General features: G+C 62.8%; 14 protein-coding genes. All 14 read right to left on the reverse strand.

Going from position 1 to position 14,395, the window contains the following annotated elements; translation table 11 throughout:
• Window positions 1–71 precede the first annotated feature (71 nt).
• Window positions 72–1,391: a flagellar hook-length control protein FliK gene (locus DWU98_RS08520; RefSeq protein ID WP_115495137.1), complete on the reverse strand. Its 1,320-nt coding sequence runs from the start codon at window positions 1,389–1,391 to the stop codon at window positions 72–74.
• Window positions 1,392–1,458: 67 nt separating this feature from the next.
• Window positions 1,459–1,887, reverse strand: coding sequence for a flagellar export protein FliJ (fliJ, locus tag DWU98_RS08525; protein WP_115495138.1), 429 nt, complete (start codon window positions 1,885–1,887; stop codon window positions 1,459–1,461).
• A 25-nt stretch (window positions 1,888–1,912) separates the two neighbouring features.
• Complete coding sequence (fliI, locus tag DWU98_RS08530) at window positions 1,913–3,265, reverse strand: flagellar protein export ATPase FliI (protein WP_115495139.1); 1,353 nt, start codon at window positions 3,263–3,265, stop codon at window positions 1,913–1,915.
• Entirely contained in the window at window positions 3,262–3,897 is a 636-nt protein-coding gene (locus DWU98_RS08535) for a FliH/SctL family protein (protein ID WP_115495140.1), read from the reverse strand. The genes fliI and DWU98_RS08535 overlap by 4 nt, the downstream gene beginning before the upstream one ends.
• A 184-nt stretch (window positions 3,898–4,081) precedes the next feature.
• A complete protein-coding gene (gene fliG / locus DWU98_RS08540; RefSeq protein WP_115495141.1) occupies window positions 4,082–5,092 on the reverse strand; it encodes a flagellar motor switch protein FliG in 1,011 nt (336 codons plus the stop codon).
• Window positions 5,082–6,764: a flagellar basal-body MS-ring/collar protein FliF gene (fliF, locus tag DWU98_RS08545; protein ID WP_115495142.1), complete on the reverse strand. Its 1,683-nt coding sequence runs from the start codon at window positions 6,762–6,764 to the stop codon at window positions 5,082–5,084. The genes fliG and fliF overlap by 11 nt, the downstream gene beginning before the upstream one ends.
• Before the next feature lie 191 nt (window positions 6,765–6,955).
• The gene (fliE, locus tag DWU98_RS08550) at window positions 6,956–7,300 is read right to left on the reverse strand and encodes a flagellar hook-basal body complex protein FliE (RefSeq protein ID WP_115495143.1); all 345 of its coding nucleotides are present in this window, start codon (window positions 7,298–7,300) and stop codon (window positions 6,956–6,958) included.
• Window positions 7,301–7,336: 36 nt separating this feature from the next.
• Window positions 7,337–8,800, reverse strand: coding sequence for a sigma-54 dependent transcriptional regulator (locus DWU98_RS08555; RefSeq protein ID WP_115495144.1), 1,464 nt, complete (start codon window positions 8,798–8,800; stop codon window positions 7,337–7,339).
• A 361-nt stretch (window positions 8,801–9,161) separates the two neighbouring features.
• On the reverse strand, window positions 9,162–9,887 hold the full coding sequence (locus DWU98_RS08560) for a PilZ domain-containing protein (protein ID WP_115495145.1): 726 nt from the start codon (window positions 9,885–9,887) through the stop codon (window positions 9,162–9,164).
• Window positions 9,888–9,970: 83 nt separating this feature from the next.
• Entirely contained in the window at window positions 9,971–10,276 is a 306-nt protein-coding gene (fliT, locus tag DWU98_RS08565; RefSeq protein WP_115495146.1) for a flagellar protein FliT, read from the reverse strand.
• Window positions 10,273–10,701 (reverse strand): flagellar export chaperone FliS, encoded by a 429-nt coding sequence (gene fliS / locus DWU98_RS08570; protein ID WP_115495147.1) that lies wholly within the window; start codon window positions 10,699–10,701, stop codon window positions 10,273–10,275. Before fliS ends, fliT begins: the two co-directional genes overlap by 4 nt.
• 25 nt (window positions 10,702–10,726) lie before the next feature.
• The gene (gene fliD / locus DWU98_RS08575; protein WP_115495148.1) at window positions 10,727–12,211 is read right to left on the reverse strand and encodes a flagellar filament capping protein FliD; all 1,485 of its coding nucleotides are present in this window, start codon (window positions 12,209–12,211) and stop codon (window positions 10,727–10,729) included.
• Window positions 12,212–12,403: 192 nt separating this feature from the next.
• A complete protein-coding gene (locus tag DWU98_RS08580) occupies window positions 12,404–13,654 on the reverse strand; it encodes a flagellin N-terminal helical domain-containing protein (RefSeq protein ID WP_115495149.1) in 1,251 nt (416 codons plus the stop codon).
• A 559-nt stretch (window positions 13,655–14,213) separates the two neighbouring features.
• The coding region (locus DWU98_RS22185) for a hypothetical protein (protein ID WP_230474760.1) at window positions 14,214–14,395 on the reverse strand (182 nt) is incomplete at its 5' end.

Genomic DNA, 14,395 nt, shown 5'->3' on the forward strand with positions numbered 1-14,395 from the left:
AAAAAAAAGCCCCTCCTGCCGGGCAAGCAGGAGGAGCGAGGAGACACGGTTGAATGCGTTGTCTGCTGCGCTCAGGCGAAGGCATCCACCAGACCCAGCGCGACACGCGCGGCGGTGGGCAGGTGTGACTCGACTGCGTCGGCGATGTCGTCGGATGCTGACTGCGACTGGCCTTGTTGACCTTGCTGCGCGCCCGACTGCTGCTGCGCATGCTGTCCCACCGAGGTATGCCCCAACGACAGGCCCTGGCCGCCCAACATGTGGTTGAGCTGGGCCAGACTCTGCTGCACGGCGGCGGTAGTGGCGGGATGTTGCGTCATGAATGTGACATCCACGCGACCATGATCCACGCTTACTTTGACATCGAGCGGACCCAGGTCCTGCGGATTCAGACGAATCTGCGCCTGCTTCACGTCCTGGCCGCTGAGCCAGGTGATCTGCTGGCCAAGTTCCTTGGCGAAACCAGAAGAACCCACCGGCGCATCCGTGGAGAGATTGTGCGTGCCGGTAGCCGGGGTGCTGGGTGCCGTCGCAGTGAGATTGCCCAGCGCGGCGATATCCGACGTGCTCTGCGACGAACTGCTCGCGGAGGCGCCAGCGCCAGCATGCGCGAGGTTGGCGATGCTGCCTGCAAGCGCCTGCGCGGCATTGCTGGCGCCTTGCGATGAAGTACCCGCATCCGTGGCGGTGCCTGCGTTGGCCGCGTTCGCGTCGGGAGCGCCCGTGCTGGCATTGGCGTTCGCACTGCCGCTGTCACTCTGCGCGGCGAGGGATGAGGATTCGGCACCCTTGCCGTTGGCGGTCGTGCCCTTTACCTGCGCGACGTTGGCGTTGCTACCGCCACCTGTACTTGCTGTCGCGCCGCTCGCAACCACCGGCAACGGCATCGCGACCATGCTTGCGGCCGCGTTTGCCGCTGCGGCGTTCGGATGCGCTGGGACGGGCTGCTTGGTATTCGACGGCGTGGACGGTTTTGTCGTCGTGGGCGATGCGCCATCGACATGCGTATCGCCGCTGGATTGATCGATCAGGCTGAGCACGGCGCTGGCAAGCGTGTTGGCACCGGTGCTGGCGCCAGCATTCGCGTCGACGGCGATGCCTTCATTCGCCTGGTCCTGCGCGTTCGCATTGGCAGAGACGAGATTGGTACCCGGCGTGCCGCTCGTGGTCGGCGTGCCGGTGGGTTGTGCATTGTCGCTGGCATCGCCCTGTCCACCTGCAGCGCCCTGCGCGGCACCGGAAGAGGCCTGTTGCTGCTGGCGCTTGGCCGATTGCAGGTGCGCGTTGAAACTGGTGCCGTTGCTCTGAGCTTGGGCATTGGCCGGCTGTGGCGAGCCGCCCGATGAGGTCGGGGCGGGGGCCGGTACGGCGGGTAACGGGCTGGCGCTCATGCGCGGGTTCCCTGTGATGGCGTAGTGACCTGAAAAGACAGGCAAGAACCACGCCAGCGGACCCCTCCTACGGCGTGCCGCGCCGGCGATGCTGTATGCGCTCGTCCACTTCCGCCTGCTCCAGCCGCTGCTCGCGTTGTTCTTCCTGGTTACGCAGCCGGTCGACCACGGTGCCCAGCGCGTTTTCGCGGGCATGCGCCTGCAGCCAGCGTTCGCGCGCGGCATTCACCTGGCGCTCCAGGCGTTCGATCAGCCGACTTTGCTGCACGATGGCCTGATCGACGCGTTCGACAAATTGTTGACGGTTGAGCAGCGCGCTTACCGTCAGTCCACCGCCACTGACACCATAATCGGCGCGGTAACGTTTGAGCTCTTCAATCTGCTGCTCGGCATGCGCCAGTTTCTGCTGCTGTTCGGCAAGACGCTGCAAGGCGTCTTTCTGGCGACGCTGCGCCTGGTCCACGGCAGGCTGGAGTCGTTCCGAACGCGATGGCATCAAGGGGTCTCCGCCAGGTCACTGATCAAGGTTGATTGAGCACGTCGACCAACCGGGTTTGCGCGGTGCGCAGCTCCACCGGCTCGTCCACTTCCTGCTGCAGGAACTTGGACAGGCGCGGCCACATGGCGATGGCCTGGTCGACCTGCGCATCGGACCCTTTTTGATATGCGCCGACCGCGATCAGATCCTGGCGCTGGCGATACGCCGAGTACACCTGGCGAAAGCGCTGCGCGGCGCGCATCTGTTCTTTGGAGACGACGGCCGGCATCACGCGGCTGATCGACGCTTCGATGTCGATCGCCGGGTAATGCCCCGCTTCGGCGAGATCGCGCGACAACACGATATGGCCGTCCAGGATCGCGCGCGATGCATCGGCGATGGGATCGTGGCGATGGTCGTCACCCTCGGTGAGCACCGTGTAGAACGCGGTGATGGAACCACGCCCCTGGGCATCATTACCCGCACGCTCCACCAGCGCGGGCAACAACGCGAATACGGACGGCGGATAACCCTTGGTGGCCGGCGGCTCGCCAATGGCCAACGCAATTTCGCGCTGCGCCTGCGCATAACGCGTGAGCGAATCCATCAGCAGTAACACGCGCTGGCCGCGATCGCGGAACCATTCGGCGATCGCCGTGGCATATTGCGCGCCACGCAAACGCTTCAAGGGCGGTGCATCGGCCGGCGCAGCCACGATCACGGCGCGTTCGCGGCCTTCGATGCCCAGCGTGTGTTCGACGAATTCCTTCACTTCGCGCCCACGTTCGCCGATCAACCCTACTACCACGACATCGGCGTCGGTGTAACGCGTCATCATGCCGAGCAAGGTGGATTTACCGACGCCGGAGCCCGCGAACAGGCCGATGCGCTGGCCGCGTCCCACCGTCAGCAGGGCGTTGATGGCGCAAACACCAGTATCCAGCGGTGTGTCGATCGGTTTGCGCGCCATCGGATTGATCGGCTCGCGCTTGAGCGCGGCATGGTTTTCCGCGCGCAGCGGACCGGCACCGTCCAGCGGCAAGCCGTCGGCGCCGACTACGCGTCCAAGCAAGGCGTCACCCACCGGCAAGCCGGCGACATGGGAACACGGGCGCACGCGCGCATTCGGCAGCACGCCGTGCATTTCGGTGACCGGCATGAGCAGCAGACGTTCGTCGGCGAAACCGACCACTTCGGTATCCAGCGCCGTACCGTCGGCCGCATCGACCATGCAACGCGCACCCATCGGCGCTTCGCAGCCTTCGGCTTCCAGCGTCAATCCGACCACGCGGCGCAAGCGCCCTTCCACCGTCAGCATCTGCGCGGTGGCTACGCGTTGCGCGCGCAGGGCAAGCTGTCGGCGCCAGCGTTGCTGCCGGGTGGCGGCATCGATCATTCGGCGGTCTCGCCGTTTTCGTCAGCCAGTTCCTCGCCGATCACCGCGTCGACCACCGCCGCCAGGCGCGTGGTGACACGTGCATCCAGGCGCGAGCGCGCGCTTTCCAACACGCAATCGCCACGCTTCAACGCAGGGTCCGCGCCGAAGCGCCAATGCGGCTCGGCGGCGCCGAGTTCGTGCAGAAGATCCATGTCGGCGGGGTTCACCCACACACGCAGTTCGCGCGTGGCCGACGGCAATGCAGCGGCCGCTTCGCGCACGGCGCGCTCGATCAGCGAAGGATCCAGTTGCAATTCGCGCGTTATCACGCGACGGGCGATGACGGTGGCGAGCAATGCGAGTTCACGTTCAACCGTTTCGTCCATCGCACCGAGTGGGCGCGCGGCGGCGGTGCAGATAGCGTCCAGTCGCGCCAATCGTTCCTCGAGCTCTTTTTTGGCAGCTGCACGGCCTTCGGCGAGACCCGCGGCATAACCCTCTTCACGCGCCTGCCGTTCGATTTCTTCCAGTTCGTAGACGGTCGGGCCAGGCGGTTGCGCAGGCTCTGGCGCGGTCGCTTCAGCGCCGACCGACGGCGGCTCCCAGCGGTCGAAGCCAGCAATGGTTTCGCGGTTGAGGATGCCGGGCATCAATGCACCTCACGCAACAACTCCCTCTCCTGCACGCAGGGGAGGGTTGGGGTGGGGTTGCTCGCGCTTGCGTTGTTGCATGACATCGTCGCCAGATTGGGGGCTTCACCCCACCCTGCCCCTCCCCTGCTAAACGTAGGGGAGGGAACTGGCATGTGGTTGCGCGGCAAGGACGCATTTGCCATCACACAAACTCATCGCCGGCGGCCGACAGGGTGATCTGCCCCGCATCGGCCAGCTTGCGCGCAAGCTGCAGCACTTCTTTCTGCGCGGCATCCACTTCGCTGAGCTTGACTGGGCCTTTCACTTCCAGGTCGTCGCGCAGCATGTCGGCGGCGCGCTTGGACATGTTGGCGAAAATCTTTTCGCGTACCGACGGTTCGGAGCCCTTCAGCGCCACGATCAGGCGTGCGGAGGGCACTTCGCGCAACAGCGTCTGCATGCTGCGATCGTCGATGTCGGCCAGATCGTCGAACACGAACATCAATTCTTCGATCTTGGTGCCGAGGTTGGCGTCCTGGGTGCGGATCGCGGTCATCAGTTCGGCTTCGCGCGAGGTTTCCATCGCGTTGAGAATGTCGGCCGCCGCTTTCAAGCCGCCGACCGTGGCCGATTTCAATTTCGTCGACGAGCCGGAAAACTGGCGCTCCATGATTTCGTCCAGCTCGTTGAGCGCTTGCGGCTGCACACCGTCGAGATTGGCGATGCGCATCACCGCATCGCTGCGCACGCGCGGCGAGAGATAGCCGATGACTTCGGCGGCCTGGTCCGGCTCCAGATGCGCCAGCACCAGGGCGATGATCTGCGGATGTTCCATGCCGATCATTTCGGCGATGGCGCGGCTTTCCATCCACTTGAGCGACTCCAGGCCCTTGGTGGAACGGCCCAGCAAAATGCGATCGATCAGGCTGCCGGCCTTGGTTTCGCCCAAGGCGCTGACCAGCAACTTGCGGATGTATTCCTCAGTGCCGACGCCGAGCGCGGTCTGGCGACCGATGTCGTCGTTCAAGCGGTTGAGCACCTGATCGACCTGATCGCGCGAGATATTGCTGAGCGTGGCCATGGCCGTACCGACGGCCTGCACGTCGCGCGCGCTCAGATGCCTAAGCACCTCGGCGGCGTCCTGCTCGCCCAAGGTGAGCAAGAGAATCGCCGCGCGCTGTGCGCCATTGGGGGCGTTGTGGTCAGCTGCCATCCTCGCCCACCCAGTTCATCACGACTTGCGCGACTTGTTTGGAATTTTCCTGCGCCAGCTTGCGCGCGGCGCCGATCTTTTGTTCGTACGCCATGCTCTGGATCTGCGGCGAGGTGATGCGCACCGGATCTTCACGCTCATCGTCGGCGATGCGCACGGAAACGGTCGGCACGGGACCCGCCAGCGCCGGCATCGGCTCGGGCGCGCGCAGCAGACCTTTCAATAGCGGACGCAGCAAGCCGAAGGCGATCAGCACGGCAATGAGAATGCCTGCGCCCTGCTTGATCAGATCCAGCATGCCAGGCCGCTCCCAGAACGGTTGGGCAGCGGGTTCGGCGGTGTCGACCGGCGTATCGGAGAAGGCCTGGTTGATCACGCTTACGCTATCGCCGCGCTGCGCATCGAAGCCGACCACGTTCTTGGTGAGATCGGTCAGATGCTGCAGCTCCTGAGCAGAGAGTGGAATGCTCTTGCCTTTGCCGTCGGGCGCGGGCTGGTTATCCACCACCACGGCGACCGTCATGCGCACCAGGCGGCCGGCGGGATCGCTCACATGGCTGATGGTGCGACCCAACTCGTAGTTGCGGGTAGAACTGGATGAGGTATCGGTGGGCGTGGATGCCGTCTTGGTGGCGTTGCTTGCCGTGGCATTGGCGGCCGGCGGCGTGCCTGCATTGGGCTTGGCGGCAGTGGGTTGCGCCACGGTGTTCGGCGGTTGATTGCTTAGCGCGCCGGCGACTTCGCCAGCGCCACCGTCGTCGTGTTTCTGTTCGCTGCTGGTCTGCTCGCTGCGCAGCGCGGGGTTGGCGCCGTCGTAGCTTTCACTGGCTTTTTCGGTCTGGCTGAAATCCAGTGCCACATCCACTTGCGCACGCACGCGGCCTTCGCCCACCAAGGGTGTCAGCAGGTTTTCGATGCGTTGCGCGTAGCTGTTTTCCATCATCGTGGCCAGGCGCATGCGTGTATCGCCCACCGCGCCGGGGCTGTCGGGATCGGAGACCGTGAGCAGCGTGCCTTCCTGATCGACCACCGACACTTGCGAGGGATCCAGATCCGGCACGCTGGCCGACACCAGGTGCACGATCGCCTGCACCTGACTGTTGTCGAGCTGGCGGCCGGGATACAGCGTCAACAGCACCGATGCGCTGGCCGGATGATTGTCGCGAATGAACGCGGACGTCTTGGGCAACGCCAGGTGCACGCGCGCGGCGCGCACGAACTGCAGGCCGGCGATGGTGTTGCCGAGGTCCGTTTCCAGCATCTCGCGGTAATGCGTGCTTTCGGCCAGGTCACTCATGCCGAACGGCGAATCGCTTTGCGGCATCGTGGCGCCGGCGGTACTGCCTTGCGGCAGGCCCTGGGCGGCGAGCTTGATGCGCGTATCGGCGAGCGCGTCGGCCGGTACGGAGATGGATGCACCATCGGCACCAAGACGGAACGGTGTATTGCTGGCCTGCAGGGCTTGCGTCACCGCCGCGGCATCTTTCGGATCGAGCCCCGCATACAACAATGCGAAGTTGGGGCCGCGCGACCAGAGCACGATGCCCACGCCAAGCGCAACGGCAGCGGCAACACCCACCAGCGTCAGGAGCAGGCGCGTGGTGGGGTTGCGCAGCAGCATCTTGAGCTGATCCGGGCGCGAATTGGCAGGTGTGGGCAGGGTGTCGGCCATGGGGATTCGTCAGGAGTTATGCGATGACTCCCTCTCCGCTTCGGAGAGAGGGTTGGAGTAAGGGTCCGCTCTTGAGATGACGATGGAAGCCGCGACGGGTGGTTGCATGGATGGTCTGCATTCGCGGCTTCTTCGCAAGATGGCCCCCTCGACTCCAGCCCTCTCGCCGAAACGCAGAGGGAGTACGTGCATCAAACCGGCATGTTCATGATCGTGGTGTACGCATCGACCAGCTTGTTGCGCACTTCCACCAAACCGCGAAACGCAAGATCGGCGGTTTGTCCGGCGATCGACGTCTTGACCAGGTCAGCGCCCGGATCGCCACGCTCGAACGCGCTCGATTGCGCCTGCGCGTCGTTCTGCTGCGCGGCGACGGCACCGATGGATTGCTTGAACAGCGTCGCGAAGTTCGCGCCCGCGCTGTTGGTCGATGTGGCTGACGAGGTGATTCCCGTTGCCGAGCTCATCCCATCCGATGCTTGCGCGCTGAGCGCGCGCATTTGCGAAAGCACATTGTTGACGTCGATCTGAGTCATGTCGGTTTTCCAACGCGTGACGGGCCACAAGGTACGTTAAGCAACCGCCGTGCCACTGTGCGGCGAGGTATCGCTACCACGACAAGCCGATTGCAAACCGTACTTGCGCAGCTTTTCCACCAGCGTGGTGCGCTGCATGTGCAACAGTTTCGCTGCATGCGCGACCACGCCGTCGGTAACGTCAAGCGCTTGGCGGATCAAACCCACTTCGATGTCGGCCAGGTGATCCTTCAAGTCCACGCCGCCTTCGGGCAGCATCACTTCGGTATCGAGCACGCTGCGGGTGTGCGAGGCGGCGGGCTTGACCTGTCCGTCGAACATCGCGCGCACCAGGCTGCCGCTGGCTTCGTCGATCGGTTGCATGCCACGGTATTTTTCCGGCAGATCGGTCGCGCGCACTTCGCTGTTCGGATAAAGAATGGCCAGGCGTTCCACCAGATTGGAAAGCTCGCGTACGTTGCCAGGCCATGTGTGCTGGCGCAGGGCCTGCATCGCGCTGCCGCTGAAGCGCACACTGTTGAGGCCGCGGCGGTGCAGGCGCTGGTTGAATTCGGCGATCAGCTCGGGCATGTCCTCCAGGTGCTCGCGCAGCGGCGGCATCTCCAGCGGAAACACACTCAGGCGGTAGTAGAGATCTTCACGGAAGCGGCCGTCGGCGGTGGATTGCTCCAGGTTACGGTGCGTGGCGGCAATGATGCGCACGTCGCAGCGCTGCGTCCGGTTGCTGCCTACGCGCTCGTACATGCGCTCTTGCAGCACGCGCAGCAGTTTCACTTGCATCGGCAGGCTCATGTCGCCGATTTCGTCGAGGAACAGCGTGCCGCCCTCGGCCATTTCGAAACGACCCTTGCGGGTGCTGATGGCGCCGGTGAATGCACCTTTCTCGTGGCCGAATAATTCACTTTCCAGCAGTTCCGCCGGAATGGCGCCGCAGTTGATCGCCACGAACGGTTTGTCGCGGCGCGGCGAGCAGTCATGAATGGCACGCGCCACCATTTCCTTGCCGGTACCCGATTCACCCAACACCAGCACGCTGGAATCGAACGGCGACACCTGACGGATCAGTGCATTGACGCGACCCATGGCCGAGGAGCTGCCGACCAGGCGCAGCGGCGCCGCCGGCTGGGTGCTGGCGCGTAGCGAGGGCGCGCGGCGCACGGCTTCGGCCAGGCGTTCGTAGCGCAGCGGAAAATCCAGTACTTCAAGTTGCGCCGCGCACGCGGAACCGCCCTTGGTCAGGCGCTCCAATTGCGGCGAGTCCGAACCGACCAGGACCAGCAGCTGCTCGGCCGGCACGTCCAGCGAGGCCAATACGCGATCGCACAGCTGCTCATCGTCGATGCTGCCGATGTACACCGCACGCCAATCGTGCGTCGTCGAATCGATCGGAACGTTTGCATCCCATCGCTGCGGCACAAAACCCATGAACTGCATGGCAGAGGTCACGATGTCTGCGCGTGTTCCGTTGGATTCGACGATGAGTACATTGCTGTTTGGCATGAGCACGAGTCCTGCTGTTACTGCGACTGCTGTCCAACACCGACACTTTGTCCCCAAGTCGTGTTGTCCCCTGTGCGCCACGGATCCGTCGCGGCACGTGTCATGATCCAGGCAAGAAGAACGCCAAAATTTTTGCGGCATGCCCGGCCGTGCGATGCGTCGCGCATGCGACGTGACGGATTTCGCGCACGTGAAGTCGACCGCTTCACATTTGTGTGTCGACAAAGAAACCGTTTACATCAAGGGTTTAGATCGATATTGCCGAGCGGCGCAACGGGTGGTTCAGCCCGGTGGCATGACGATCGACACATAGGCATGTCGAAACATCGGCGAGGTTGGATGTCTCACGACGTGATTGGCATCACATTCTGTGTTTGCTGCCCGGCACATTTTCCGTCGAGCCTGTCAGACGTGCTTCTGCCACTTTTCGCCGGTGGTGACAAAAAACGAAACGTTCCAACCCATCTTCGACCATTTCGTTCAATTCACAAAAGTAAATGAAAGAACTTGGACCCTCTGGAGCAGGCCCGTGCAGCGCCGGAATTTCCAGCGGCAGGGCGCGGCAGGCGTCGAAATGCAGACGCACAAGCAGGCGGCTGTCAGCCGGCACGACCGATCGAGGAGCGAGCAGACCGACGGCGTTGAACTTCACCGTGTGGCGTGGCGGCAGCAGCATGGAGGGCATCAGCAGGCGGTCGACGATGTCCAGCAATACGTTGATCTTGCTGTCCATGCGCTGCAGCTCCTGCATGACGGGGTTATCGTCGTCATTCCCTGTGTCGGCGCGTCGCTCATCGAGCGATGCCAGCGTGCGCAGCACATGCAGATTGCGCTCGTTGAGACGTGCGACGGTATCGGGCATGGGTTGAAACGGCTCGACGGCCACGTGAAGGCTGCCTTCGAAGGCCATGCGTTCGGAGAACTGCTGCCATTTTTCATCTGTATGCATGAAACCGCTCCCGGTGCCGCGCGACGATGGCATTTTGGCGGCAGGCTGGATGTATTCATAACGCGTGCCATGAAGCCATGGACCGCTGTCGGGCCGCTTGGTGGTCTGGCTGAAACGCTCATCTTGCTCGAACGTCATTCCGGCGAAGGCCGAAATGACGGCTGGGCAAGAGGGACGCTTATGCCGGGGCAAAGACCCGCCTCACCGCGATAGCAGTAGTCCTACCTCGACGACGAGATATAGCTGCGCAGCGCACGATGGTTGTAGTGATGTTGCTCCAGCTGCTGCTTGAACGTCGCGCGGGCCGCTTCGGCATGCGCCAGCAGCGTCTGGTTGTGCCGGCGCAGCGCGGCAACGATCTGGCGATCGTTTTCGTTCAGCGGTCCGGCGCGGCGCTGGTGCAAGTGGCGCTCCCGTTCGGCGTCCAGCTGGCTGACGCGATCCCAGTTGCTGCCTGCGGCGGCATCGAGCATTTCGAGGGTGAGCTGCAGTGCGCGCTCAAGATTCGCGGGTGCCGCTTCATTCATGGCGTAACGGCCGTGAGTTTGCCCTGCTCGGCCAGGTATTGGCCGCGAATGGCGTGCCAGGCTTCGCGGATCGGCTTGATCAGCCGCTCGCTTTCGTCCAGCGCGCGCAGGTCGTCGTTGAGCTGGGCATGGATCAAGCGGCGGCCGATGTAGTCGTACAGCGCATCCAGCCGACCCGTGAGAACAGGCTCCACGCCGTGATCGAGGCTGCGGCGCAGCTCGCCCAGAATGCCGATCGCCTTGGCGAACGCCTGTCCCTTGGCGGGAATGTCCTTATGCAGGATATGGCCCTTCGCCTGGTTGATCCGGTCGACCAATCCATCCAGAAGCATGGCGATCAACTGGTGCCGGTCGGCCCCTTCGACGCTGCCCTGAGCCTTGGTCTGGCGATACAGCGCACTTGCATTTCGCATCGCATAGCTCATGGTGCTTGATCCTTCTCCTCACGAATTAGCTGCTGCTACTGCTTTGTTTTTCGAGTTCGGTCAGATATGAACTGGTGTTATTGAGCGAAGACATCAACGTATCCAGGCTCGTGTACTGCTTGACGAGCTGCTGCTGGTAGGTGGCCATGCGCGTGTTGAGCGCGGTCTGCTGGGTGGCCAGGTTGCTCACATCGGAATTCAGATCGTTGATGCGTGTTGCGAGGATGCCGCTGGAACTGTTGTAGTTGGTGACCAGGCCGCTCAACTGCGTGGCGATGCCATTACTGCTCGCAAACAGGTTCTGCACGGTCGAAGGACTGCTGCTGAGTGCGTTGTCGAGCGTTTCGGTATTCAGCGACAGGCTGCCGTCGGAATTGCGTGTGATGCCCAGCGATGCCAGGCTGCCGATGCTGTTGCCCTTGACGGTGCTGCTCATCACTTCCGACAGCTGATTCTGGATCGAATTGAGCGTCGGATCGCCGAGCAGCACGCCAGCCTGCCCGGTGGAGGTGTTGTAGCTGGCCAGCTCGCTCACTTCGCTGTTGTAGGTGTTGTACGCGGTGACGAAATCATTGACCGCCGTGCTGATCGGCGTCGTGCTTTGCGCAACCGTCAGGGTGGAGCTGCCGGTGGAGGTGAGATCCATCGTGACGCCGGTCAGTGCACCGGTGACATCGTTGCTAGCGCTGGTTACCGGAATACCGTCCACGGTGAGCTCGGCATTCTGCGCCGCGCCTGTACCGGGTGAATTGAGCTGGCTCGCCAGCGCGGTAAGTCCGCTGCTGCTATCGCTGCCGGCACTGACGGTGAAGGCGTTGGCGGTGCCCGTTTCGGTGGAGGTGAGCACCAGCTGTTCGCCGTTGTTGCCTGCCACCACTGACGCGGTGACACCCGGATTATCGCTGGCGTTATTGATATTGGTGGCGATGGTTTCCAGGTCGTCGGTCGAGGACACCGTCAAATCCATGGAGTTTTTACCCACGGTGATATCCAAAGAACCGCCGCCGACCGCCGCGCCGCTGCTGACGGGGCTGCTGATGCTGGTCTGCGCCGTCGCCAGCTGGCTGACGTCGATACTGTAGCTGCCGGGCGACGCATCGGGCAGCGTGGTCGCCGTGCCGACACCGCTGGCCGACGTGCTGTTGGCGGAAAACGTGGCGTCGTATGTCTGGTAGGTTGTGCTGGAGGTGAGCTCCGACAGCGCCGTCTGCAGGCCAGTGAGCGCGGTGCTGAGTGCGGACAATCCGGCGATCTGCGCGTTGTCGCTATTGGTCTGATTGGTGATTTGCTGTTGCGGGCCCGCTTCGGACGCACTCACCAGAGCGCTGATGATCGAGCTCACATCCAGGCCCGAACCCAAGCCCAGCGTGCTCAGCAGGCCCGTACCGGAAATGTTTGCAACCTCCGAGCCGCTGCCACCCGACGATGCGGTGCTGCCGGCGGAGCTGGAGCCGGTAATGGCGTTGGAGATCGCGCTTGCCGAACTTCCAACGCTGGAAATGCTGCTCATGTGAGACCTCGCAATTCATCTTGCCGAACGCAGCGGCATTGCCGCATGCCGTCAAGCTGCTGGGAAAACACTCACGTCTCAGGTCAATGCTTTACCAGCTGCTCGTGTAAGTTTTCTGGCGGCGCGTGGCCGCCAGAACCCTTAGAAGCAAAATCCCGGCCATGGCGAGATCGCCATGGCCGGTGGTACCTGTTACTGCAACAGCTTGAGGATGTTCTGCGGTTCGGAGTTGGCGGTAGCCAGCACCGAGATACCCGCCTGCTGCAACACCTGCGCCTGACTCAAGACCGCCGTTTCCGCGGCGAAATCGGTGTCCTGAATCGAGGATTGCGAGGACGACAGGTTGGTCTGCTGCGAACTCAACGTCGAGATATCCGACTGGAAGCGATCTTGCACGGCACCGAAGGTGCTCGACAGCGTACTCACCGTCGACAGGGCCGCATCGACGCGGGAGATCAGCTGGTTGGCATCGTCCACCGTCAAAACATCGCCGCCTGCCAGCGAACCGGAGGCTTCCAGCACATTGCCCGCCGTGTAAGCCACACCCGTAGCCGCCAAGCCGCTGGCCGCCGTACCGACACCGCTGGCGCCGAAAGCCAGGGCACCGGAGGTGAGGTTGCCGAAGCTGCCCGAGGCCGACGATGCGGCCGACGCGCCGGTGACGGATGCACCGTTCACCGCCAGCTCGCCGGTGGAGTAGATGTTGATACCGCCGCTGGCATTCACCGCTGCGCTCACGCCATCGATGCCCGCCGCATTGATCGAGTCGACCACGTCCTGCGCGCTCTGCGCCGTGCCGCCGGTGAACGTAAAGGCGCTGCCATCCGCACCGGTGATCGACAAACCGCTCAAGCTCAGCGCAGCACCCGTCCCGCCGGTGGCATCCAGGAACGCACCACTGATGTCGCCCGTGGAGACTTCCGAGATCTGGCCCAGCTGGCCGGTGGTAGCACCCTGGCCCAGCGACACGTCAATGGCCTGGCCGACGTTCGCACCGACCTGGAACGACAAGGTGCTGGCTGTGCCGTTGAGCACGTTGATGCCGTTGAAGCTGGTCTGGTCGGCAATGGTGTTGATCTGCGACAGATACTGCTGAACCGTCGTGTTGATGTCCGCGCGGTCCGCTGCCTGATACGTACCGTTGGCCGACTGCACGGCCAGATCGCGAATCGACTGCAGGTTGGAGGTGATCTGGCTCAACGCCGAACCCGCGGTCTGCGACAGATTGATCGCGTCGGTGGCGTTCTGGCTGGCCTGGCTCAGGCCGCCTACTTGCGTCTGGAAGTTCTGGACGATCGCGTAACCGGCGGCGTTGTCGGCCGCGCTGTTGATCTTAAGACCCGAGGATAGATCTTCCGTCGCGGTGCTCAGCTGGCTGGACGAGGTGGTCAGGTTGTTCTGAGCCTGCAGCGACGAAATATTGGTATTGAGAATGAGTGACATGGAAGTCTCCTGGAACCGGTGATGTGGTACTCAAGCCGGCGGGGTCCAGTGACTGCTGTGCTGGCCGCCTCGAAGACTTTTTCGGCGGTAGCTGGGAATACTTAAGCAGGTGGGGATGGGAATTTTTGAGTTTTCTCAAAGGGATGGATGTGAAAAATGTGATGGAGTGGGCCTAAAGGTTTGGGGTTGATTGCCGAGGCGGGCAGTTGTTCGCCGCTGGCGTGCGCGATGCACGCTGGTGATGTTTTTGCATTGCGTTCTCTCGATGGCATAGCTGTTTGCGTTGTTGTCGCATTGCCTGCGGCGCTTTCGGTCGCGGAGCGACTGCGGTTTTTTGCTGGCTTAAAGAGTTGTTGTGGATTGCCTGCGGCGCTTTCGGACCCTAAAGGGCCCGAGTCACTTTTCTTTGCTGGCCCAAAGAAAAGTAACCCAAAGAAATGGCCTCAAAGGCTCTCAGCATGGGTGAGGTAAAAGCCCTGACGTGTATGGCCAGTGGAGTGGGTTGCTCGCCTTAGGTTCTACGTCCCCGCTATACCGCGAGCGGCGAAGCGCTGAGGGATCAAAGCCGGCTTGCAAAGCTTCTTGCCGATGACTGAGCTGTGCGGTTGCGGAGCGATCGGGCTTTTTTTGCTGATTCGAAGAGTGGTTGTGCATTGCCTGCGGCGCTTTCGGTCCTGAAGGACCGAGTCCCTTTTCTTTGCTGGCCCAAAGAAAAGTAACCCAAAGAAATGGCCTCAAAGG

Source organism: Dyella monticola, from assembly GCF_003363155.1.
Classification (GTDB): domain Bacteria; phylum Pseudomonadota; class Gammaproteobacteria; order Xanthomonadales; family Rhodanobacteraceae; genus Dyella_B; species Dyella_B monticola.